General features: G+C 46.5%; 18 protein-coding genes. 12 read left to right on the forward strand and 6 right to left on the reverse strand.

The genetic code is table 11. The features are described 5' to 3' along the window. Complete coding sequence (locus tag TH61_RS16085; protein WP_231862239.1) at positions 1 to 804, forward strand: pseudouridylate synthase; 804 nt, start codon at positions 1 to 3, stop codon at positions 802 to 804. 34 nt (positions 805 to 838) lie between these two features. Here TH61_RS16085 and TH61_RS16090 read toward each other — a convergent pair whose 3' ends face one another. After that, the gene (locus tag TH61_RS16090; protein ID WP_066511557.1) at positions 839 to 2,287 is read right to left on the reverse strand and encodes an SDR family oxidoreductase; all 1,449 of its coding nucleotides are present in this window, start codon (positions 2,285 to 2,287) and stop codon (positions 839 to 841) included. 267 nt (positions 2,288 to 2,554) lie between these two features. Beyond that, on the reverse strand, positions 2,555 to 3,547 hold the full coding sequence (locus TH61_RS16095; protein ID WP_066512968.1) for an acyl transferase: 993 nt from the start codon (positions 3,545 to 3,547) through the stop codon (positions 2,555 to 2,557). Between the two features lie 77 nt (positions 3,548 to 3,624). Here TH61_RS16095 and TH61_RS16100 point away from each other — a divergent pair, with 77 nt between their 5' ends. Then, a complete protein-coding gene (locus TH61_RS16100; RefSeq protein ID WP_066511558.1) occupies positions 3,625 to 4,194 on the forward strand; it encodes a hypothetical protein in 570 nt (189 codons plus the stop codon). 72 nt (positions 4,195 to 4,266) lie between these two features. Here the strand turns inward: TH61_RS16100 and TH61_RS16105 are convergent, their stop codons facing one another. Beyond that, positions 4,267 to 6,678, reverse strand: coding sequence for a thiamine pyrophosphate-dependent enzyme (locus TH61_RS16105; protein WP_066511560.1), 2,412 nt, complete (start codon positions 6,676 to 6,678; stop codon positions 4,267 to 4,269). A gap of 195 nt (positions 6,679 to 6,873) precedes the next feature. On the opposite strand from TH61_RS16105, the gene TH61_RS16110 reads away from it, so the two are divergent. After that, positions 6,874 to 7,656 carry a DUF1573 domain-containing protein gene (locus TH61_RS16110; RefSeq protein ID WP_066511561.1) on the forward strand — a complete coding sequence of 261 codons (783 nt, stop codon included), beginning with the start codon at positions 6,874 to 6,876 and terminating at the stop codon, positions 7,654 to 7,656. Positions 7,657 to 7,871: 215 nt separating this feature from the next. Next, a complete protein-coding gene (gene ald / locus TH61_RS16115; protein ID WP_066511563.1) occupies positions 7,872 to 8,987 on the forward strand; it encodes an alanine dehydrogenase in 1,116 nt (371 codons plus the stop codon). A gap of 140 nt (positions 8,988 to 9,127) precedes the next feature. Here ald and TH61_RS16120 read toward each other — a convergent pair whose 3' ends face one another. Then, the gene (locus TH61_RS16120; protein WP_231862240.1) at positions 9,128 to 9,529 is read right to left on the reverse strand and encodes a type I restriction enzyme HsdR N-terminal domain-containing protein; all 402 of its coding nucleotides are present in this window, start codon (positions 9,527 to 9,529) and stop codon (positions 9,128 to 9,130) included. Between the two features lie 145 nt (positions 9,530 to 9,674). On the opposite strand from TH61_RS16120, the gene TH61_RS16125 reads away from it, so the two are divergent. Then, positions 9,675 to 10,445: an AMP nucleosidase gene (locus TH61_RS16125; protein WP_066511566.1), complete on the forward strand. Its 771-nt coding sequence runs from the start codon at positions 9,675 to 9,677 to the stop codon at positions 10,443 to 10,445. Then, positions 10,438 to 12,099, forward strand: a complete 1,662-nt coding sequence (locus tag TH61_RS16130; protein ID WP_066511568.1) for an amidohydrolase — start codon at positions 10,438 to 10,440, stop codon at positions 12,097 to 12,099. The genes TH61_RS16125 and TH61_RS16130 overlap by 8 nt, the downstream gene beginning before the upstream one ends. Positions 12,100 to 12,365: 266 nt before the next feature. Here TH61_RS16130 and TH61_RS16135 read toward each other — a convergent pair whose 3' ends face one another. Next, on the reverse strand, positions 12,366 to 13,685 hold the full coding sequence (locus TH61_RS16135) for an MFS transporter (RefSeq protein ID WP_066512971.1): 1,320 nt from the start codon (positions 13,683 to 13,685) through the stop codon (positions 12,366 to 12,368). Between the two features lie 149 nt (positions 13,686 to 13,834). Here TH61_RS16135 and TH61_RS16140 point away from each other — a divergent pair, with 149 nt between their 5' ends. The 4 genes from TH61_RS16140 to TH61_RS16155 all read left to right on the forward strand — a co-directional run bounded on the left by TH61_RS16140 (position 13,835) and on the right by TH61_RS16155 (position 19,106). Next, on the forward strand, positions 13,835 to 14,413 hold the full coding sequence (locus TH61_RS16140) for an RNA polymerase sigma-70 factor (protein ID WP_066511569.1): 579 nt from the start codon (positions 13,835 to 13,837) through the stop codon (positions 14,411 to 14,413). Between the two features lie 90 nt (positions 14,414 to 14,503). After that, entirely contained in the window at positions 14,504 to 15,544 is a 1,041-nt protein-coding gene (locus tag TH61_RS16145) for a FecR domain-containing protein (RefSeq protein WP_082780407.1), read from the forward strand. Positions 15,545 to 15,673: 129 nt separating this feature from the next. Next, a complete protein-coding gene (locus TH61_RS16150) occupies positions 15,674 to 16,300 on the forward strand; it encodes a head GIN domain-containing protein (protein ID WP_066511573.1) in 627 nt (208 codons plus the stop codon). Positions 16,301 to 16,460: 160 nt separating this feature from the next. Then, positions 16,461 to 19,106, forward strand: coding sequence for a carboxypeptidase regulatory-like domain-containing protein (locus TH61_RS16155; RefSeq protein WP_197464056.1), 2,646 nt, complete (start codon positions 16,461 to 16,463; stop codon positions 19,104 to 19,106). Positions 19,107 to 19,115: 9 nt separating this feature from the next. Here the strand turns inward: TH61_RS16155 and TH61_RS16160 are convergent, their stop codons facing one another. Continuing rightward, positions 19,116 to 20,600, reverse strand: coding sequence for a hypothetical protein (locus TH61_RS16160; RefSeq protein ID WP_066511577.1), 1,485 nt, complete (start codon positions 20,598 to 20,600; stop codon positions 19,116 to 19,118). A gap of 285 nt (positions 20,601 to 20,885) precedes the next feature. On the opposite strand from TH61_RS16160, the gene TH61_RS16165 reads away from it, so the two are divergent. Both TH61_RS16165 and TH61_RS16170 read left to right on the forward strand, forming a co-directional pair. Beyond that, a complete protein-coding gene (locus TH61_RS16165) occupies positions 20,886 to 21,095 on the forward strand; it encodes a hypothetical protein (RefSeq protein ID WP_066511578.1) in 210 nt (69 codons plus the stop codon). Positions 21,096 to 21,208: 113 nt separating this feature from the next. Beyond that, a complete protein-coding gene (locus tag TH61_RS16170; RefSeq protein WP_197464057.1) occupies positions 21,209 to 22,933 on the forward strand; it encodes an ABC transporter substrate-binding protein in 1,725 nt (574 codons plus the stop codon). The last annotated feature ends 1 nt before the right edge of the window (position 22,934 follow it).

Here is a 22,934-nt window from a genome sequence, read left to right on the forward strand (position 1 = left end):
GTGTCACCTTTTTTGCCTTCGCCAGAATACCTCATTCCCTTTAAGGATATACCCGTTGGCTTGGAAGTTCCTGGGAGATTCCATTCCCCTTTCCAAAAACAGCCGCCTGCCATTGCCATTGCCGCTGCCAGGCAGGTACAGGAATATCTAACCACTCAAACCGACTGGCAGCATAATTTTGGGTTAGCGCCTAACCAAAAAGGTACCGTTATCGGGAAGATGTTTGGGGTGTTGGTCGTGAAGACGAAACAAGGACAGATTGGTTTTTTGGCAGCCTTCTCCGGAAAGTTAGCCAGCAGCAACCAACATGCATATTTCGTGCCCCCGGTGTATGACAGCCTTACGCAAGGCAGTTTCCTGAACGTGGGCATGCAAGAATTAACCCGATTAAGCCAAGCGATTAAGACCTTGCAAGCAGATTCCACCAAAGAGAACCTTGGAGAGATTGAGCTGTTGATGGAACGCAGGAAAAACCACTCAATGGCTTTGCAAGAAATGCTGTTTGACCAGTACCATTTCCTGAATAGGTCTGGTGAAGAAAAGAGCCTTCGCTACCTATTCCAAAAATCATCTGGTAAGAACCCGCCGGCAGGTGCTGGAGAATGTGCAGCGCCTAAGCTATTGCACTATGCCTTTCAGAATGATTTACAACCGCTGGCCTTGGCTGAATTCTGGTGGGGCCTCTCGCCTAAGTCTGCCTATTGGGAACATGGCCACTTCTACCCTTCCTGCCAGGAAAAATGCGCGCCTATCCTAGCGCACATGCTCCAAGGAATAGAATTAGAAGAACCCAGCATTTTTTAGAAAAACCTGTCTACTCTACGTTTGCAATCAGACCTCAGTCTTTAGCCGAAATTCCTGCAGGTTCTACCTTGGCAATTTGGTTGATCATGCCTTTAAAGATAAAGCCATGAAATGGCAGAACGGCATACCAGTATAACCTTCCCCAAAGACCCAGCGGCCGAAACGTAGCGGTCTGCTCTAAGGTATGGTCATTGATTTTAAACTCTAACCAAGCCTCTCCAGGTAATTTCATTTCGGCGTAGAGTAAAAGGCGTTTTTGCTTTTTACTGGCTAATAGCACGCGCCAGAAATCCAGAGAGTCGCCGGCCTGAATCTTGGTGGGGCTTTTCCTGCCTCGGCGCAAGCCAACGCCTCCTACTAGTTTATCTAGCAGGCCTCTAATGACCCACAGCCAGTTGCCATAGTACCAGCCGTTGGTTCCCCCAATGGCCCATATCTTTTGCAGTGCTTGGTCCGGGTCTTGCACCTGTACCCTTTGCACGTCTTTATAACAACCATTGACGGGCATTTCAATGTGGTGGGCTATTCCTTTGGTTAAGATGTTGCTGCTTAAGGCGTCCTTCCAGCTAGAAATCACCTCGTTCTGCTCAATCTTGTCAAAGGCCATGGCTATGGCTTCTTTGTATGGGATGAGTTGGATGCCTAACTCTGAGGCTAGGTTATTGGGGGCACTGACCATTTCCACTTTCATGCTGTCCACCAGATTTCGGGCCAAGGGATAAGACGTGGCGGTTACAAAATAAAGCCAGTAGGAAGACAACCTGGGCGTCATGACCGGGACAATGAAGATACTGCGCTTGAGTCCCCGTACCTGCGCAAATTGCAGCAACATTTGTTTGTAGGTCAAAATATCAGGTCCGCCAATGTCAAAACTCTGGTGAAAAGTGGAGGGCCGAACCAAGACTCCCGCCAGAAACTCAATCACATTTCTGATGGCGATGGGCTGACAAAGGGTGTTTAACCATTTGGGAGCAATCATGACCGGCAGTTTCTCTACCAGATCTCTGATAATCTCAAAGGACGCGCTGCCTGAGCCCACAATGATCCCCGCCCGCAACGTAGTCAAGGGAATCTGGCTGGTGGCTAGAATCTCTTCCACCTGCTGCCTGGATTTTAGATGCTTGGACAGGTGTCTCTCATTCACGATGCCACTTAAGTAAATGATGTGCTGCGCGTTGGTAGATGTAAAGGCATCCACAAAGTTTTGAGCAGCAGTGGCTTCCATAGTAGAAAAATCTCCTGTGCTGGTGGCCATAGAATGGATGAGGTAATAGGCTGCCTCAATGTCAGGAGGAATGGCTGACAAGGTCTCTTTCTTCAGGAAATCTACTTCAATGACGGTAAGGGCGGTGGCTGGATACTGCTCTGCCTCAAAGCGTTGTTTGTCCCGTACGCAGCACACCACCTCTTGCCCAGCCTCCAGAAGGACAGGTAACAATCTTCTGGCAATATAACCGGTGGCTCCTGTTAAGAGAATCTTCATGCGTGTTTAGGCTGCGACCGAACATAGTGTCGATCCAGAAAAAGACCTACACATTCTACGCTGGAAGAACAGTCTCAGGTGGTTTTTGTTGCGGGGCGCTTCGTTCTAACAAGTAGAATAGTCTCGTCTTCTGCTAGGTGAGCGGAGAGGTGAATGCGCTTTTGACCTATTTTCTGGAAATCAGGGCAAAAACGTATTTCAAAAGCGAAATATGAATTGCCCCAACATGGGCGAAAAATCTAGCAGGAAATTATGCAAAGGAAGGAACTATCCCACTAGCAGGTTACACCCTCTAATGTCTGAATTGTCAAAACGGCCTAAGATTTCAAAGGAGCCGTCTGCGTAGAGTTTGCCCAGGTCTTTGGTTTCAAGGAAGGCGCAGGAGTCCACGTTGGCCAGGTCTATCACATTTATACCGCCCGAGGCAGGACCAAGAGACACCGCAAACGGGTCATTCACATCCCGCACCAGCACCCGTAAGGTCATGGATGGTTGAAAAATCCCCTGTCCTTTGGAGTAGGCCTGCGAAAGTAGTTCGGTCATGCCGTATTCAGAGTGGATGGCCTCAACCCCAAAGGCGGCCATTAAAACTTGGTGCAGTTCTTCCCGCACCATTTCCCGGCGCCGGCCTTTCATGCCGCCCGTCTCAAAGATGGTGAGCCCCGCGAATTCCCCAATGGTTACTTCTTCGGCTAAATCTAGAAGCGCATAGGTCACGCCAAACAGATAGATGTCCTTATTAGCCGTTTTAGCTTTAGAAATGGCTTGCCGCAATTCTTGGTGGTTTTGCAAATAAAACCCTTCTTCCTGTTGCCCTGTGGCTTTTATGAAATGGTCAATCATCATGACCAAAGAAGAATCGCCTTGTTCCAGGTAAGAGGGTAATAGGGCTAGGACCACGGCACCTTTTAACGGACCGTAGGTTTCTTCAAATAAGGATTGGGCGTGCTGGCAATAGAAAAAAGGGTCTTCTACCAGGTGCCTGCTGCGTTGTTGCAAAGTGGTACCGCTACTTAGGAAGGTGGCCTTAGGAGTGAAAATATGCGATACTACCGTATGAGTCTTAAAGAACTCTATGGGCAGAAAGGGAATTTGCTCCAGGCTTTCTACTTGCTGAGAGTCTCGGTTTAGAAAGTTCAGGAATTCTGCATACACCAGGTTCTCTTTGGCCTGGAACTGAAACAACTCTAAAGCCGCGGCCTCAAAGTTGTCTGGCGTAAGGGAAGAAATACGGGATTTAAACTCAGAAATGAAAGCCATGGCAGGCATTAAAATTACTACAACAAAGTACGCAACTAAGCGTTAGGAAATCTAACTAAGGTGTTATTTCTTGCGCCATGATCCGTCACAAACTTTTCTATCCGTTTATTGTGGTGTTAGGGCTTCTGGGTTTCTCTGCTTGTCAGGACTCGCCAGATTTCTCTAACACTCCAAATATTGAGTACCGCGGCAATACGCACTACTCATTCAAAGATCAGAACGGGCTGGTCTGGGACACTATTCAACATGTGATCCGGTTCACCGATGGGGATGGAAACATTGGCCTCTCTGATAAGGATGACCCCGCCCTCAATGATTATTTCAGTGAGCTGTATTTAAAGCGGAACGGCATTTTTTACCAGATTTACGCAGGTATCACGCCTAGGCCCACTACGCCCATACGGTACTACGGCCGTATTCCGGTGCTTAACACCAGCGACCGTATTGAACCACTGGAAGGTGACATTAAATACGGAATCAGATTGCGAAAAGGAACGCCTTTTGATTATTTTGTGAACAATGATTATATGCGTGACGCCCTTAAAACGGGAGATACCGTGAGGTTTGATTTTTACATAAAAGACCGGACCGGCAACTCCAGCAACAAAGTAGAGTCACCGGAGATCATCTTAAAGTTTGACAAGTAATATTTGGATAGCCATAAAAGAGAAGGGCCCGCTGGATTACCAGCGGGCCCTTCTCTTTTATATCATTGCAATTTACATTATGGCCGGAAACGCTTCTGGGTCTGCCTCATGCATGATAGCGTAGACTGTTTCAAACACGTCCTCAGCATTTGGTTTAGAGAAGTAGTCTCCGTCTGAAGAATATGGCGGACGGTGATCATGCGCCGACAAGGCCTGTGGCTTAGAATCCAACCAGCGCCATGCCTCCTGCTCGTCAACCACCTTCTGCATCATAAAGCCCGTGGCTCCGCCAGACACGTCTTCATCTGCGAACAACACACGGTTGGTCTTTCTGATGGAATCCGTGATGGTATGGTGAATGTCAAATGGCAACAAGGTCTGTACGTCTATCACCTCGGCAGAAATCCCGAACTCCTGTAACTGCTCGGCGGCGTCCATGACAATGCGGCACATTGAACCGTAGGTCACAATGGTAATGTCTGTACCAGCACGCAGTACCTCGGGCTGGCCCAAAGGAACGGTGAACTCGCCAATGTTAGCCGGAATGCGCTCTTTTAAGCGGTAGCCGTTCAAGCACTCAATCACCAAGGCTGGCTCATCTGATTTCAACAAAGTGTTGTAAAATCCAGCGGCTTGGGTCATGTTACGGGGCACCAACACGTGCATGCCTCTTAAGCTATGCAGAATCATGCCCATAGGTGAACCCGAGTGCCAGATACCTTCCAGTCTATGGCCACGCGTACGCACAATTAAAGGCGCTTTCTGTCCGCCTTTGGTCCGGTACTGCAAGCAGGCTACATCATCAGACAAGATCTGGATGGCATATAATAGGTAATCCAAGTACTGAATCTCAGTGATAGGACGTAGTCCACGTAAAGCGGCACCTATGCCCTGCCCTATTATGGTACATTCTCTAATACCCGTGTCCGTGACGCGCAAATCACCATATTTATCTTGCAGACCAGCGAAGGCTTGGTTCACGTCGCCTATCTTGCCAACGTCCTCACCAATGGCAAACACGCGTGGGTCACGGGCCAGCATAGCGTCAAAGCAGGCTTGTAGTACCTCACGGGCATCTACGGTGGGGCTGTCCTCGGTGTATTCTGGTTTGATTTCCTCTACCAATAGGGCAGATTCTTCTGACTGGCTATATAAATAAGAGTTGAAACGATCCGCGTTCTCTCCTTGGGCGGTTTCTAACCATTTTACCAACTCCCGTTTAGCCGCGGTTTTTTCATTACGCACGTACCGCAACGCTTTGCGAGCGGCTTTCACCGCGTCAGAACGAATAGGAACGGTGGTTTTCTCCAATTCTTCTTTAATGGCGGCTACCTCAGAAGCGTGGGCTTCAATGCTGCCAGATAGATTCTCCAGCAAATGCACACAGTCCTTATGACCGGCTACGATGCCTTCATTGAACGCGTTCCAAGCGGCCACGCGGGCTACTTTTACGGCTTCTTTGGCCTCAGCTTCAATTTGGTCTAAATCTGTCTCTGTGGCGAAACCGTTTTGCAGTAGCCAGATGCGCATTTGCTTTAAACAGTCAAACTCACTTTCCCAGGCCAAGCGGTCTTGTGATTTGTAGCGCTCATGCGAGCCTGAGGTGGAGTGGCCTTGTGGTTGGGTTACTTCTTCTACGTGCACCAACACCGGCACGTGCTCTTCGCGGCAAACCGAAGAAGCGTTTTGATAGACTTCGCACAGACCAGCATAATCCCAGCCTTTCACTTTGTAAATTTCATAACCCTGCTCACCCGGCGCATTGCGCTGAAAACCGGCCAGAATCTCTGAGATGCTGCCTTTGGTGGTTTGGTAATGGGCCGGCACCGAAATACCATAACCATCATCCCACACCGACATCAGCATAGGTACCTGCAGCACGCCCGCGGCGTTGATGGCTTCAAAGAACATGCCCTCAGAAGTGGAGGCATTGCCAATGGTGCCGTAGGCTATCTCATTGCCATTGATGGAGAAATCATCAAACTGGTGCAATTCTGCGTTCTGACGGTATAATTTTGAAGCATAAGCCAAGCCTAACAACCGGGGCATCTGCCCGCCCGTAGGGGAAATATCTGAGCTGGAGTTCTTGGTGTCGGTTTGGCGTTTCCAGTTGCCCTCATCATCCAACAAACGCGTCCCGAAGTGACCGTTCATGGCTCTTCCGGCTGTGGAAGGCTCCTGTTCTACGTCTGTGTGGGCGTATAACTGGGCAAAGTATTGTTGAAGAGTAAGCGCACCAATGGCAAACATGAACGTCTGGTCACGATAGTAACCAGAACGGAAATCACCGGGCCTGAAAAATTTGGCCATGGCCAACTGGGCCACTTCTTTGCCGTCTCCGAAGATCCCGAATTTGGCCTTGCCCATAAAAACTTCCTTGCGGCCGGCTAGGCTGGCTTGGCGGCTTTCGCAGGCAATGCGGTAGTCTTGCAACATTTCATCTACTGACAAGGAAAGCTGATTGGTCCGTTCAACGGTTTGCATGCTCTGTAGGATAAGATTCTATGTGTCCTGTATGGATTTTTACAACCAAACTTACGTAAGTTTTGTGCCATATTCAAGAATTATAGCCTTTTCACGCACAGTCTGCTGTTTCATTGTTAGTACATCGAACTAATTTTTCGTAATTTTGTTTTGCCCCTAACAAGGCCTCCTAAAGGAACTTAACACTTATTTACTATGAAGAAAATCTATCTTTTTCTGGCGCTGGCACTGGTAGTGCTGACACAGGGTTTTGCCTCTGCGCAAGGAGTCTTGTCTTTTGAGAAAGAGACGCATGACTTTGGCACCATCAAAGAAGGCGGTGTGGCTACCTATGAATTTAAAGTAAAGAACACGGGCAACGCTCCAGTCATCATCAGCCATGTGCAGGCGTCTTGCGGCTGTACTACGCCAGAGTGGTCTAAAGACCCCATTGTGCCAGGTGCCACCAGCGTAATCAAAGCGGGTTACAATACCGCTGGTCGTCCAGGTGCTTTTAACAAAGCCTTGACCATTACTTCTAACGCCAACCCAGAAACGCAGATGCTGTTCATTAAAGGAACAGTGTCAAGTGCCCCTGCCGCTCCGGCGCATACCCCAGAGCAATTGGCGGCCTCCCCAAAAATTGAATTGACCAGTTCTACTTATGACTTTGGCAAGGTAGAGAAAGGCCAAAAAGTAACTGCCAAGTTTACCTTGAAAAACACTGGAAAAAGTGATTTAAACGTAACGGGCGTACAAACTGCTTGCAACTGTGTAACTTACAAGTTGGCTCCTGCCGTTGTAAAGCCAGGACAATCTGCTAAGTTGGAACTAACTTACAATCCGCAGGTGTTGCAAGACAGAATAGAGACGGTAACATTGACTTCTAATGACATCACCGGCTCAACCAACAAACTTACCTTAAAGGCCAAAGTGGTGGAAAGCTTAGCTAAGCAAAGCGCAGTAAAGGTTAACAAGGGCAGTGTCCCTTTTAAATAGTTTTTTCATAGTTTTATTTTGTACTAATGGCAGGAGCGCAGCTTCTGCCTTTTTTTATTTAAAGCCATTTTTGGTTTTAGCCTGTTTTTGAGAAAATAGCCTAAAAACGACCTCCAAAATTTTAAACTGCTATTAAATGGGCGGTTACTTGCAAAATTGCTAGAGGGTTGGCGTATATTTGCCGCAAATTCTACATCTTTTAAATTTTTCATATAATGATAATAGGTCTTCCAAAGGAGATTAAAAACAACGAAAACCGGGTGGCCCTTACCCCGGGTGGCGTGGCAGAGTTTGTTAAAAACGGCCACACTGTGTACGTGCAGGCAACTGCCGGTAACGGAAGCGGCTTCCCAGATGAAGAGTATGTAGGCGCCGGCGCCACCATTCTTCCTACCATTGAAGAAGTGTATGCCATCGCGGAGATGATTGTGAAGGTAAAAGAGCCGATTGAGCAGGAATACAGCCTGATCAAAGAAGGCCAGTTGCTGTTCACGTATTTCCACTTTGCCTCTTATGAGCCCTTGACGCACGCCATGATTGAGCGTAAAGCAACTTGCTTGGCTTATGAAACCGTTGAGTTGAAAGACCGTTCTTTGCCTTTGTTGATTCCAATGAGCGAAGTGGCGGGCCGTATGGCTCCGCAGGAAGGCGCTAAGTATTTAGAGAAGCCATTGAAAGGCCGCGGTATCTTGCTTGGTGGCGTACCAGGTGTTCCTCCAGCCAATGTATTGGTATTGGGCGGTGGTATTGTAGGTACCCAGGCAGCTAAGATTGCTGCTGGCTTTGGGGCCCGTGTTACTATCATGGACATCAGTTTGAAGCGTTTGCGCGAACTGGATGATTTCATGCCAGCCAACGTGACCACCGTAATGTCTAATCATTACAACATCAAAGAGGCCATCAAAACCGCTGATTTGATCATTGGCGCGGTATTGATCCCAGGCGCGAAGGCTCCTCACTTGATTACACGTGACATGTTGAAAGACATGAAGCCAGGTACCGTTCTGGTGGACGTTGCCGTTGACCAAGGAGGTTGCATTGAAACCTGTAAGCCAACTACCCATGAGAATCCAACCTTCATCATTGACGACGTAGTACATTACTGCGTAGCCAACATGCCAGGTGCGGTTCCTTACACCTCTACCCTAGCCTTGACCAACGCTACTCTTCCCTACGCTTTGTTGCTAGCCAACAAAGGCTGGAAGCAGGCTTGCCAAGAGCGCGACGAGCTGAAACTTGGCTTGAACGTAGTGGACGGCAAAGTAGTATATCCAGGTGTAGCAGAGGCCTTTAACCTACCATTGGTAAAAGTGGAGGAAGTTTTAGCATAAGCTTGCCTTAGTTATACAAGAAGCGCCTCCTAATGAGAATTGGGAGGCGCTTCTGTATTTATAAAGAGGTAAGGATTTCACTTTTGGCGTGTTTTCTGGGAATTAGGCCAAAAATGATTCTTCTGTCAACACTAGGCTAATTATTTCCGTAAGGCATCCAACTCAATTTGGAGCTGGGAGAATGTTGGGAGTGTTTCAAGGGCAGTCAGACTGGTGCCGTCATCGGCTACTTGCCAGCAGTAGTGATGCAGGCCGTTGCTGATGAAGAGGTAGGGGGCTTTGATAGTCTGGTTATAGACGGCCACTTGTTGAATGGTAGTGGTGGTCAAGGACACGTGCGGGGCTTTGCATTCCACTAGTAGCAAAGGGGCTCCTTGCTGATCAAAGACACAGAGATCGGTACGCTTCTGGAGTTTGTTGTAAGTAGTGCCTCTTTCCAGGCCCATGAGGCCCAAGGGGTATTGGAGGTGCTGGTGCAGAAAGTGAACCACGTGCTGCCGTACCCATTCCTCTGGAGTTAAGACTAACCATTTCTTACGCACTATGTCGTAAATACAGGTTTTACCTCCAGAATCCTTAAGTTTGTAATTAAACGCCGGTAACGTCAGCTGCTCCATCCCTCAAAGGTAGCATTTGTTGAGATTCCGTTTACCGGGTGTTTTCCTGAATTAGAGCAAAAAATAGACTATGAAGACAAAAAAAGACATTGTAGAGAACTGGTTGCCCCGCTACACGGGCAGGCCATTAGATGAGTTTGGCGAATACATCCTGTTGACCAACTTCCTGAATTACGTGGTCATGTTCTCTGAGCAGTTCGGCGTAGAGATGAAAGGCTTGGACAAGCCCATGCAAACCGCCACCGCAGAGAACATCACCATCATCAACTTCGGGATGGGAAGCGCTATGGCCGCCACGGTGATGGATTTGCTTTCTGCCGTTAAGCCAAAGGCTGCTTTGTTCCTAGGCAAATGCGGTGGTTTGAAAAAATCCAAGCTAGGTGATTTGATCCTGCCAATTGCGGCCATCAGAGGCGAGGGTACGTCCAATGACTATCTTCCGCCAGAAATTCCGGCTTTGCCTTCTTTCCGTTTACAGCGTGCGGTTTCTTCCATGATCAAAAAGCACGAGCTGGATTACTGGACGGGTACGGTTTACACCACCAATCGCCGCGTTTGGGAGCATGATGAGAAGTTCAAGGAGTATTTACGCTCCATCAGAGCATTGGGCGTGGACATGGAGACGGCTACCATCTTTGTGGTGGGCTTTATCAATGAGATTCCGCATGGCGCGCTCTTGCTGGTTTCTGACAACCCTATGACGCCAGACGGCGTGAAAACCTCTGAAAGCGACTTGAAGGTAACCGCAGATTACGTGACCCGTCACTTGCAGATTGGCATTGATTCCTTGTTAGAGCTTAGAGACTCTGGTGAGTCTGTGAAACACTTGCGCTATGACTAAGAAACTGACGCATTGGGGCCTTGGGGCCCTTTTGTCCGCTTCGCTCCTCTCCTCCTGCAAAGGCACCAGCGGTGACCAGGCTGATTTATTGGTGTACAACGCCAATGTCTACACGGTCAACCAAGAGTTTGCCAAAGCCCAAGCCATCGCCGTGAAAAACGGGAAGATTGTAGCTGTTGGCACCAATGATGAGCTGAAAGCTAAATACAAAGCCACTGAGGAAATAGATGCTCAAGGGAATCCCCTTTATCCGGGCTTTATAGATGCACATGCCCACTTTGTAGGCTATGCCACCAACCAGCGCGAAGCTGACTTGGTAGGTACCACTTCCTTTTCTGAGGTAGTGCAGCGTTTGCAAAAGCACCGTCAGGAATATCCATCGGCGGCTTGGTTGACGGGACGCGGCTGGGACCAGAACGACTGGCAGGTAAAGCAGTTCCCAACTAAAGATACACTGGACAAGCTATTCCCAGACACCCCGGTTATCATTGAACGCGTGGACGGACACGCCTCCCTGGCCAACCAGAAAGCTTTGGACCTGGCAGGCGTAACGGCCAAGACTCCACAAGTGACGGGCGGCAAGATTGAAATCAAGGATGGAAAGTTAACCGGTATACTAGTGGACCGTGCCGCGGATCTGGTGGTATCAAAGATTCCGGCCTTAACTTCTGCGGAGTACACCCAGGTTTTGAAGGAAGCGGAGCAGAACTTGTTCGCTGTGGGCTTAACGTCTGTGGTGGATGCCGGTTTGCCTAAGGCCTCCGTGGATTTGATTGATTCGCTTCAGAAAAAGGAGGAGTTGAAGATTCGGGTGTATGCGATGCTAAGTCCTACCCCAGAGAACAAAGCGCATTATTTCAAAAACGGCCCATACACCACAGATAGATTGAACGTGCGGTCTTTCAAGGTGTACGGTGATGGTGCATTGGGTTCCAGGGGCGCTTGTCTGTTGCACCCGTACGCAGATAAAAAAGACGAGACCGGTTTTCTGTTGTTGAAGCTACAAGAGTACAAAGACCTGGCAGATGAGTTGTACAAGCACAACTTTCAGATGAACACGCACGCCATCGGGGATTCTGCCAACCGCACCATCTTGCAGATTTACGGTAACCTGCTAAAAGGCAAGAACGACAGACGCTGGCGCATAGAGCACGCGCAGGTCGTAAACCCGGCTGATGTTCCTTTGTTCGGCAAATACAGCATCCTGCCATCCGTGCAACCTACGCACGCCACTTCAGACATGTACTGGGCCGGTGACCGTCTAGGCATGGACAGATTGAAGCATGCGTATGCATTCAAAGCATTGCTACAGCAGAACAACATGATTCCGTTGGGCTCAGACTTTCCGGTAGAGCATATCAATCCGTTGTTTGGTTTCCATGCGGCCGTGGCCAGACAAGACGCTAAGAATTACCCGAAAGGCGGGTTCCAGATGGACAATGCTCTGACCAGAGAAGAAGCCTTACGTGGCACCACCATATGGGCCGCCTACGCCAACTTCGAGGAAAACCAGAAAGGCAGCCTGGAAGTAGGGAAAGTTGCTGACTTCGTGATTCTTGAGCAGGACATCATGACCGCTAAACCAGAAGCCCTACGCGACGTGAAAGTGCTCGCCACCTATGTGAACGGCGAAAGGGTTTACGGCAAAAAGTAATCTCATTTTTCTGCTCTTTTCCAGAAAACAAGCTAAAAACGCCACTTCGTAAAGAGTGGCGTTTTTATTTACAGACTTAAGTTTCGTACTCCTGCAAAAGCCTCCAGTATACGCATAGGTAAGCGTTTCAATTCTTAATCAAGATTCCAATCAGCGACTTACAACTGTCAAATTAATTGATATTGATACCAAATATTAAGCCTCCGTTTTTGGCCTACTTTCTGGAAAGTAGGCCAAAAACGGAGGCTTTAAAAGTTTATCGAGCTTTAAGCTAAGACCGGCACCTGCTCTTCCACTCCAGAGAGTTTCCGGCTTTTGATGGTAAGCAGGATGATCAGCCCAATCACAAAGAAGACCAACAAAGTCAAGATACTGTTGCGCATAGACCCGAAGATCTGTTGGGTTACCCCAAACGCCAAACTTCCCAAGGCCAAGCCCACCTTGTCACAGATGTCATAGAAACTGAAGTAAGAGGCATGGTCGGTGGTTTCTGGCAGCAGTTTGCTGTATGTTGACCTGGACAAAGCCTGTATCCCTCCCATCACGGCGCCCACCACAAAAGCCAGCACGTAATACTGGGTCCCTGTCGTGATGAAATAAGCGGCAATGGTAATTCCCACCCACACGATCACAGTTATGGCAATGGCCTTAATATTGCCAATGCGGCCAGAAAGCCAGGCAAAGAAATACGCCCCGCCAATGGCCACTGCTTGTATAATCAGCAATACAGTAATTAAGGACTCGGTTGGTAGGTTAAGCTCTTTAGAACCAAACAAAGACGCCACGTACATTACCGTCTGCACGCCCATGTTGTAAAAGAAAAAGGCTAATAAAAAGCGCTTGAGCAAGGGCAGGTGCTTGAGTTGTCGTAAGACAATACCTAATTCTCTAAATCCATTCAGCAGGAAATTGCCTTTGGTCTCTTTTTGGTAAGGGTTGTGCGGCAGGTACGCAAAGGAGTATTGCGCAAATCCAAACCACCACAACCCCGTCATCAGAAACGATATGCGGGCAGGCAAGGCAGAATCAGAAATGCCAACGGTTTCAGGAAAGAGAACCAAAACCAAAGACACGATCAGCAAAATCATGCTGCCAATGTAACCCAAGGAAAAGCCTCTGGCACTAAGCTTATCAAACTGGTCCTCAGTTGCTATCTCAGGTAGATACGCATTGTAAAACACAATACTACCGCTGTAGCCAATGGCCGCAATCATGAACAGCAAGACCGAAATTGAAAACGTCTGCTCTGTAAAAAAGAACAAGCCCATGCACGCCATGGAGCCCATATAACAGAAAAATCGCATAAAGGATTTCTTATTGCCACCAGAGTCTGCCAAGGCCGTAAGCAACGGACTTAGAAATGCAATTATCAAAAAAGCCCCCGTCAAGGCATAACTGTAGAGCACTGAAGCCGATATGTCCAAACCAAAGAAACTGACTTGGTCACCGGTTTCCTTTTTGGTGAGCGCCACGTAATAGATAGGAAAGATTGCCGTGGTAATAACCAGTGAATAGACGGAATTGGCCCAATCATAAAAGCACCAGGCCCGCGTGATTTTGGGGTCGTTTTTAATTAGTTTATCCATAGAGAAGTAGCTGGCACCCGCCAAGCGCATAGTAAAGCTAGTTACGTAAAATCTTTCTTTTAAACGCCTAAACCACGATTTAATCCTCACAAAAATAGGAACCCTCTCTGCTTCTTTTATCTTTGCAAGCTACTTTAATCATGCTACTTATGGGTTCTCCTGTTCCAAACCCAGACCAAGACTTACACCACCTGCTCAAAACCAATGAGGCTTTGTTCATGGAGACGCTATTCAAGCAATACTACGGTTTGCTTTGCCGTACTGCTGTGCGCTTCACTAAAGACACAGAAGCCGCAGAGGACCTGGTGCAGGAAGTGTTCTGTAAAATCTGGCAGAACCGCGAAGTCCTAGAGGTCACTACCTCTTATAAAGCCTACCTGGTACGGTCAGTCACCAACCAATCCTTAAACTACCTAGAAAAGCAGAAACGAATGGTGCTGACCGAAGACACTTCACCTTTTGAGGAGGCATTCTCGGCTAATACCACCATGGACTTGGTGGAAGGCTCTGAGATGGAAATCAAAGTGCAGCAGGCGTTGGCCGTATTGCCACCGCAATGCCGCCTGGTCTTTGAAATGTCTCGTTTTGAGGAATTGACCTATAAAGAAATTGCCGAATCACTGCAGATTTCGCCTAAAACCGTAGAAAACCAAATGGGGAAAGCCCTCAGGATTCTTCGGGAGCGGCTGTTGAGTTTGCTGTTATTGGCTTTTTTCATTGGCGTATAAACAACTGTACCTACTTAGGTTAGCAGAAAAACAATATTTTTTCCATTTGAAGATAGGGGTGCTCCCACCTTCATCTGTCTTACAAGCAACATGACACACACCACACCTGTCACCCATGAAAACCCAGAATGGGTCTTAATGGCGAAAGCCCTTCGCGGAGAGCTGTCTGATGAGGAACAAATAGCCTTCGCCGCCTGGCTTGGCCAAGAGGAGGCGCATGCCATCCAATGGGCAGAAGCTACGGAGGCTTGGCAAAAAGTAGGCACCGCCCAGAACCAAAACTTTGAGCCAAACGTGGCAATGGCCTGGGATAAATTCTGTGCAAAAGCGGAATTGAACCCACCTACCCTTGCTGCTGCTCAACCACAAGAAGCTGTTGTGCGTCCAATGTTTAATTGGGGAAGCCTTACCAAATATGCGGCATTGTTTGTTTTAGCAGCGGGCCTTGCCTGGCTAGGATACACCCAGTTTGGTTCTTCTGAATCTTGGTCGCAAGTAGCCACCCTTACTGGTGAAAGAAAAGTATTCTACCTGCCAGATAGTAGCAAAGTGGTCTTGAACGAGAATTCAACGTTACGCTACCAGGCAGCTTTCAAAGGTGATGAACGTATAGTTGAACTTACTGGTGAAGGCTTTTTTGACGTAAAGAGAAACCCAAAACAACCCTTCCTCATCAATAGCAACCAAACCCAAACCAAGGTATTAGGGACCTCTTTTAATGTAAAAGCCTTAAAAGAAGCTAAAGAGGTAATAGTGACTGTTGCCACGGGTAAAGTGTCATTCGCTTCGTTAGTCACTGACAAGAAAGTGATTTTGACGCCTGGCTTTACGGGTAGAATTCAGTCAAATGGTAGTGTGGAGAAAACAAAAACCGTTGGTGACTTAGCCACTTCTTGGCAAACCATCCAGTTTGAAAGTGCGTCTCTATCAGACATTGAATCAACTCTAGAGAATTACTTCAACATTGACATTACGCTTGCCAACAAAGGCTTACAGGCATGTACCTTTACAGGCACTTTCCTCCATCCTGAATTGAAGGAGGTTTTGGCGGTACTGGCTGCCTCTAACGGTTTTGCCATTTCACAAACTTCGCCTAATAATTACCTAATCTCTGGCCAAGGCTGTCAATAAGCTTACGTCAAGTACATTCCCATGAAATTACCTTCTTCCCCTTTTTTGAGTGTTTGTCTTGGCTTAGTAATAGCGCTCTCCTCTTGTGACATTATGGGGGAAGGGCCTTGCTTACAAGGCGATGGGGAAATGAGGGAAGAAGTACGGGACGTGCCTTATTTTACTGGGGTGGACATGCGCATTCCTGGCAAGGTGTTCATTCAACAGGGACCTCAACATGTGACGGTAGAGACTTACCAAAACATTAGCAAAGAGATAAAGGTGGAGGTAGTAGGCAAGACATTGGTCATCAACTCTGCCTCCTGTTTAGAATACATGGATGAAGAGGCCAAAATCTTTGTGAACATGCCAGATGTGGAGAGCGTTGAGCTTAAAAGCTCTGGCCAGGTATATGTTAAGTCTGTTCCTACATCCTCTAAGTTAAGAGTTAGCCTTTCTGGTTCTGGTTTAATAGACTACTCTGGTAACCTCAAGGAGATGTACTTATTGCACTCTGGTTCTGGTGATATTGACTTGTTTGGAAGCACTTCTTACTTAGAAACCACCCACAGCGGATCCGGCCGAATAAGAGGATTCTCCATGGCAAGTGACACGGCAAAAACCACTTTAACCGGTTCTGGTTATCAGCAGGTTTGGGTGAAGGATCACTTTGACGTAATAATCACAGGAAGTGGAAATGTTTACTATACAGGCCAACCCCTTTACCTCTCTATCTACACCACCAGTTCGGGCAAATTGATAGACAGCAATAAGTAGCAAAAGGCCCAAAGAAAAACTGGTTCTTTTCTAGATTAGGCACCTCTCTGCTGTTGTATTTTTTCATTAAAAATCTCAATTTGCGGTAAATCCCTTGCCGCCCCCGGCACCTAGTTCTGCTCCAGTATTTATGGGTCTGCCGAAATTCAAGACGCTTTTTATGTTCTGGCTTCTTCTCCTGTTAATTGGGGAGGATGTTGCCGGACAAGCCTTGGAAACGGGCACTCCAAAAAAAATCAGTTTCCAGTACAGCCGGGTACCTCTATCCAAAGTCTTGCAGGATTTGGAAGACCGCTATAAGTTGCATTTCTCTTATAGCAATGAACAGGTAGATCTCTCCACTTTAGTAACGTGCAATTCCAATCCTGTTAACGTAGATAAAGCCCTAAGGCAACTCACCTCTTGTTTAAACCTTACTTACCAGATTATTGGTGACCAGGTGGTGCTTCGGCAAGACGTAGAAGCACTAGCAAACAGCACACCCAAACCCTATACTCAAAGTATCCGGGGGAAGGTACTAGATGCGGCCATTCAAACTCCATTGGTTGGCGCTACCGTAATTCTTGCTTCTGAGACACCCATCCGTGTCGTAAGCACCCGGGATGATGGCTCCTTCCTTATTCCTAAGGTGGGCATTGGCCGGCATATCTTGCGCATCTCCTATATTGGCTACCAAGAAGCTGAAATCTCCAACCTACTGGTGGTGGCAGGCAAAGAGGCCGTTGTAACGGCTACATTAGAAGAGAGCCTAACGCCCGGGATGGAAATTGTCATTGAGGCGGAAAGCGACAAATCCTTGCCTCAAAATCAATTGATAGTCTCTAGTGTCCATACACTCAGAACTGATGAGATAAACAGGTTTGCCGGTTCTAGGCAGGACCCTAGCCGAATGGCTGCCAATTATGCAGGCGTCCTAAATGCCTCTGACCAACGGAATGATTTAATTGTGAGAGGTAACTCCCCTTTAGGCGTTCTATGGCGATTAGAGGGCGTTGAAATCCCTAACCCCAATCACTTTACCTTCACTCCCAATTCTGGTGGGGCCTTTAGCTTATTGAATAACAATTTGTTGGCCAGCTCAGATTTTCTGACAGGCGCTTTTCCCGCAGAATATGGCAACCGCATAGGGGCCGTTATGGATGTGAAGATGCGCACAGGCAATAATCAAAAGTTTGAAAACACCCTGCAAATTGGATTGAATGGGTTGGAGATTGTTACCGAGGGCCCTTTGAGTAGACAATGGGGTGGTTCCTTTCTGGGAAGTATGCGGCTTTTCACTTTTCAGCCTTTAGAAAAGCTGGGAATAGATATTGGTTTCAACGGACTACCCAAATACCAGGACGGTTCCTTTAAAATAGAAATGCCTACACCCAAGGCAGGCACGTTTACCTTATGGGGAATTGGGGGAACCAGTAACATAACAGTCATGGACTTTGACCCAGATACAACCACCTGGGGAAAAGTGCGATTTAGAACAGAACCTACCCTTACCAATAGAATGTATGCCTCGGGCTTACGGCATATCTATACCCTCACCCCAAAGACCATTTCAGAGCTCATTTTTTCAAGTTCTGGTAGTCAGGTAGAAGCTACCACCACCGCTACCTTTAGAAACAGAACGACCAGGCTCTCCTATTATCTTCGCAACTATGAGCAACAGTATATTACCCGCTGGAACCTCACGCACAAATTTTCTCAAAAACTGCTTTTCAAGACAGGTGCCTCTTGGCAGAAGATGTACTACAACAATCAGGAGATTGTGTACTATGACTTGCGTGATGCCTATGAGATCCCATTAGATGCCCAAGGATCAGCTGCTATTTGGCAAGGATATATGCAAAGCCGTTACTCCTTCTCCCCTATGTTTGATGTTCAGGTGGGGTTGCACAGTCAGCTTTTCTCAATTGGAGGGAAATGGTCCTTAGAACCTAGAATCTCTGCCAATTACTATATAACTGATGCGCATAGGGTGTATGTAGCAGCTGGATTACATAGCCAGACCCAGCCTTTGGTGTATTATGAATACAAATTTTTTGATCCTTCTGGGGAGCGGTTCAACCAGCCGTATAACAAGTTAGACTTCACCAGAAGCAGTCAGGTGGTGGCAGGGTATAATTATAGCATCAACACTGCTTGGCGTTTTAAGACAGAAGCTTATTACCAAAAACATTATCATGTTCCCATAAGCAAACGCGCCGGTGAAGAAGCCTTCTCCATGGTCAACCAAGGGACGGAGTATAGTTTTGTGACTGTAGACAGTGTGGTAAGCGAAGGCTATGGCAGAAACTATGGCCTAGAACTGACCTTGGAACGATTTTTAAAAAAGGGCTTCTATGCTTTAGGCAACCTTACCTTGATGCAGTCCAGGTTCACGGGTGGGGACGGAAAAGAACGGCCTACCACCTTCAGCGTAGGCTATATTTCTAATGTATTGCTGGGTAAGGAGTTCCAACTGGACCTGGAGAAGCGACATCTCCTATCCTTAGACCTGCGAATAAATTTCTCTGGCGGCCGAAGGTACATCCCTATTGATGAGGAAAGAACCATCAATGAGCCCACTGACAGATTGCATTATGATGTGGCCAATGCGTACCTTCCTCAACTCAAAGACTACTTTAGGGCAGATGTAAGGCTTTCTTATCAATTGAATACTCAAAAGACCACTCATTGGATCTTTGCGGCGGCAGACAATTTCCTCAACACCAGAAATGAGCTTTATTATAGTTGGGATTTGGAGGAGAACAAAGCTAAAATCTATTACCAATTAGGTATCTATCCTTATTTAGGGTACCGAATCCAGTTTTGATACCTTCACTTATTCTTCTCGTTTTTTTAGTCGTTCTATGATTAATTCCCACAGGTGCTCATAAGGAATAATTTCTATCTCAGCATAGGCATCACCGGGTGGATTGGTATTCTGTAGCTTAAGGCACAAATTTTCCCCTTTCTTTTGAGCCACTATGTAATCAAAATCTGCTTTCACCACTAAAGCTAGTAGCTTAAAGAAAATTCGGCTACGCTCACTAAAACTATCCTTAAAGTGTTTATGAGCATATTTCTTCAAGGCCTCCATCCTATACTCTAGTGCCTCTGTATCTAGCATATCTACATAGTAAAGCACTTGCAGAATTAAGATAGCCACATTGAATCCTTCCTTATCCTTGCTGTAACTGGGTACATTTTGGACTAGGTTTTGCCATTTAAATGGTTTGTCCCGCTGTGGAGCCACTAGATGCAAATAAGCCTCAAACAAGCTCCATCTCTCTTGGGCCATTCTGGTAATCTTCTTGAAAAAGGGGTTGCTTAACACTTTGTGCAAAACCATATGGGCAATTTCATACTGACGTGCATGCAATGCCAAGAGGGTATAGTTCTCCATAAAAGCAAACCAGTTATTACTGGACGGGTTAAAAGAAGCCTCATACTGGCTCGCCAATCTTATGCCCTCCTCTAGCTTTTTGGCTCTTAAGTGGGCATATACCTGTATAAACTTGTTATACCTATGGTCAAACCGTTCAGCATTCACTTTTTTGGATTGAAGCAACTCCTCTGAAGCATTGGTCAGTTCTACTATTTCATGGAAGTTACCAGAGAGTTCCTGTGCCCAAATGGAGAGAAGGTAGTAATAGTCAAACGTAGGGTACGATTGTGCCTGCAACCATAATTCTTCTAACCTCTTTAAAACAGATTCAACTTTTGCCAGGTGGTTTTTTCTGGCAGATATGGAATGATTTAGCTCTACTTTAGACTCAAGAAACAACCGCTCAGCTTCTTGGTCGGCTGATAGGATTGGAACCAGTTCTTTGAGTTGCTCATTTACCTTGTAAAAAAGAGTACGTTCGCCTAAGTGGGTATAAGTATGAAGCAGGGACCTTAAGGCCAAGGAAGCTATATCATTAAAATCATAGTCTTGAGCTGTAGCTAGCACTTGCCTTAAGAGAGGCAATGATAAATCATAGGCCCCTGAGTTGATGAGCACTCTGGCTTGGTATAATTTGGCCAAACACTCCTGCTCCAAAGTATGAGAGCTCTTGATGCTATTCCCCTGGAAATCAAGAAAGAATAATTGATTCATCAATTTCTTCCTTAACCTTGACTTCACCATTTTAAAAGCAGCAGTAGAACTGTCTTCTGGATAAAGGAGAGACAAGGCATCTTCTTCACTTTTGATGAGGCCATTGGCTAAACCATCAAAAAGAAGCCACTCCTTGTTAGGACGCTTCAGTTTAAAATTCAATAGCTGAGAATCAGACGCTCCCCGTTTTTGAATAATCTGTACCAGTTTTTTCAGCTCTTCCATTTGCTTCTTGTATTTTCTTATACATGGTAAATTGGGAACTTCAGACCTTAGTAATTACTTTGTATAAGATTTAACAAAATAAGAATCAAACACTTGGTTACAATTTACTAAATTAAGGTCTATTATTTGATATCAAAATCCTTTTAGAAAGGCAATTACAAGGGCTTACTGTTAATTATCATAATTATGCCCATAATTTTGCTAGTTACCAAACACAACATCCTTTCCTTTTATTGAGTACATATATCATTCATCTTTGATATAGACAAATAAATAAAACGAAACATGGTAGAATTATTAATTGCTCTGCTCTTACAATTAGGCCTGTTGACAGGTGGCACCGCTCAAAAACAAACCAATAACACTTCCTCTACTAGCACCAATACCACCCAAACTACTAACACCAATACTACTGGTGATACAACAAATGATTCTGAAGAATCTGAAGGCACTGAAAGTTATGGTGGCACGGGTACCTGGGATAACAAAGACTAATCAAGGAGAGCGGGCCTTCCCCACCGTCCGCTTTCTTTATTCTATCTATTCTGTACCCTTAATTTGAATCAAGTTTTGTAATATTGAGCAGGGCATCCATGCATCTGCAATCAATGAAAAAACTTCTTTCCTTAGGCTTACTCTGGTTGCTTTTGTACCAGCTGGCCTGTACTTCTTCCTCTAATAAAGAAACACCTCTCCGGATCAGGCTCCCCCACGATCCAGAATCATTGCATCCGCTAAGCTACGGCAATGCACACGCGCTGCAACTTATCAACCTTATTTATCAAAGCCTACTTACGGTAGAGATAGGGTCCAAAGAAATACAACCTTTGTTGGCTAAAGGCCTCCCGGTTGTCAAGATAGAGGATAGCCTATCCTATTTTACTTATCAAATAAGGCCAGAGGCTAGATGGGATGATGGCAGACAAGTAACAGCGTTAGACGTTGCCTTTTCACTTAAACTCCTATACAGCCCTTTGCTTGACAATGAGCGTTGGCGTGCGCAGTATCATTTCATTAAGGATTTACAGCTATCAAAGGAGGATCCGTTAGCCTTTGCCATTGTATGTTCTGGTTATACGCCAGAAATGAAACTGCTTACGGGAGACTTTTTTGTGTTGCCAGCGCATAAATTCGACGCAAAAGGCAGATTGGCAGATTTTTCTCTTCCGTTGCTAAAAAGTAAGTATGACTCACTAGCCAGCAGCCCCGAATTTAAAGCACTTGCCCAAGAAATAAGTCATCCTAGAATGGCCAGAGACACGGCCTGGGTGCGGGGCAGTGGTCCTTATAAGTTAGTATCTTGGAACAATGGGCAATACCTCACCCTTGCCAAAAAGAAAGAGTGGTGGGGAGATGCACTACAAGCTACCTCGCCCTCCTATAAAGCCAATCCGCAAACCATCCAATTTCAGATATTGGAAGACAATGCAGCAGCGGCACTGGCCTTGAAAGCCAAACAGATTGATGTGATGGACAATATCCCTTTGCCAAGTTTTCAGGAAATGGAAAAGGATGCCGACTTCAAAAAGCACTTTTCACTTTTCACGGCGCCAACCTTTGACTTGGTATTTCTAGGGATGAATGGAGATTCCCAGAAATTGCATGATAAAACCACGAGGCAAGCTTTAAGCCGCTTGGTGAACATTCCTGTGATCATAAAAAATGTACAGGGAGGATTTGCAAACCCGACAGTGGGGATGGTACACCCAGAGGAAAAACATTATTACAATGCCTCCCTGGCACCTATCACGTTTAACTTGACACAAGCCCAAGAACTCTTAAAGAAAGCCGGTTGGCAAAAAAACGAGGACGGTTGGTTCAAGGATAATGGCAAAGAAAAACTAAAACTGAAACTTTCCCTCATGTACAGAGGCGGCAATTCTGAATTTGAGAGCATAGCCCTGCTGTTTCAGCAAAACGCTAAGGCCATAGGCATTCCAGTCTCCTTACAGGGAATTGAGAGTAGCCAAATTACCCAGAGGCTTCAAGAGCGCGCCTATGACCTGTATATAAGAACCTTTGTGGGCAACCCTTTCTCTTACAACCTTATGCCCATACTGCATACGTCCAGCAGTGGCGCAGATGGCGGGAATGTTACATCCTTCGGGAACGCAACTACAGATCAACTTTTAGAAAAGATTGCCAAGGAAGACGCACGAGAAAGCAAAGCCATTTTGTTAAAGCAGTTGCAGGAAGAAATGCAGAAGGAAAGCAACATGGTGTTTCTTTATTTTCAGCAGAACAAAATAGCCGTTTCTACCAGAGTGGATTCAGTGATCATTTCTAGCCTAAAGCCAGGTTATGATTTGCCAAAGTTTGTCTTAAAAAAATAAG

The organism is Rufibacter sp. DG15C (genome assembly GCF_001577755.1).
Taxonomy (GTDB): Bacteria; Bacteroidota; Bacteroidia; order Cytophagales; family Hymenobacteraceae; genus Nibribacter.

Excerpts from the sequence above, each read along its gene's own strand:
- TH61_RS16090 (WP_066511557.1), bottom strand. The coding sequence starts at position 2,287 with ATGAAGATTCTCTTAACAGGAGCCACCGGTTATATTGCCAGAAGATTG.
- TH61_RS16095 (WP_066512968.1), bottom strand. The coding sequence starts at position 3,547 with ATGGCTTTCATTTCTGAGTTTAAATCCCGTATTTCTTCCCTTACGCCA.
- TH61_RS16100 (WP_066511558.1), top strand. The coding sequence starts at position 3,625 with ATGATCCGTCACAAACTTTTCTATCCGTTTATTGTGGTGTTAGGGCTT.
- TH61_RS16105 (WP_066511560.1), bottom strand. The coding sequence starts at position 6,678 with ATGCAAACCGTTGAACGGACCAATCAGCTTTCCTTGTCAGTAGATGAA.
- TH61_RS16110 (WP_066511561.1), top strand. The coding sequence starts at position 6,874 with ATGAAGAAAATCTATCTTTTTCTGGCGCTGGCACTGGTAGTGCTGACA.
- ald (WP_066511563.1), top strand. The coding sequence starts at position 7,872 with ATGATAATAGGTCTTCCAAAGGAGATTAAAAACAACGAAAACCGGGTG.
- TH61_RS16125 (WP_066511566.1), top strand. The coding sequence starts at position 9,675 with ATGAAGACAAAAAAAGACATTGTAGAGAACTGGTTGCCCCGCTACACG.
- TH61_RS16130 (WP_066511568.1), top strand. The coding sequence starts at position 10,438 with ATGACTAAGAAACTGACGCATTGGGGCCTTGGGGCCCTTTTGTCCGCT.
- TH61_RS16135 (WP_066512971.1), bottom strand. The coding sequence starts at position 13,685 with ATGGATAAACTAATTAAAAACGACCCCAAAATCACGCGGGCCTGGTGC.
- TH61_RS16140 (WP_066511569.1), top strand. The coding sequence starts at position 13,835 with ATGGGTTCTCCTGTTCCAAACCCAGACCAAGACTTACACCACCTGCTC.
- TH61_RS16145 (WP_082780407.1), top strand. The coding sequence starts at position 14,504 with ATGACACACACCACACCTGTCACCCATGAAAACCCAGAATGGGTCTTA.
- TH61_RS16150 (WP_066511573.1), top strand. The coding sequence starts at position 15,674 with ATGAGGGAAGAAGTACGGGACGTGCCTTATTTTACTGGGGTGGACATG.
- TH61_RS16155 (WP_197464056.1), top strand. The coding sequence starts at position 16,461 with ATGTTCTGGCTTCTTCTCCTGTTAATTGGGGAGGATGTTGCCGGACAA.
- TH61_RS16160 (WP_066511577.1), bottom strand. The coding sequence starts at position 20,600 with ATGGAAGAGCTGAAAAAACTGGTACAGATTATTCAAAAACGGGGAGCG.
- TH61_RS16165 (WP_066511578.1), top strand. The coding sequence starts at position 20,886 with ATGGTAGAATTATTAATTGCTCTGCTCTTACAATTAGGCCTGTTGACA.
- TH61_RS16170 (WP_197464057.1), top strand. The coding sequence starts at position 21,209 with ATGAAAAAACTTCTTTCCTTAGGCTTACTCTGGTTGCTTTTGTACCAG.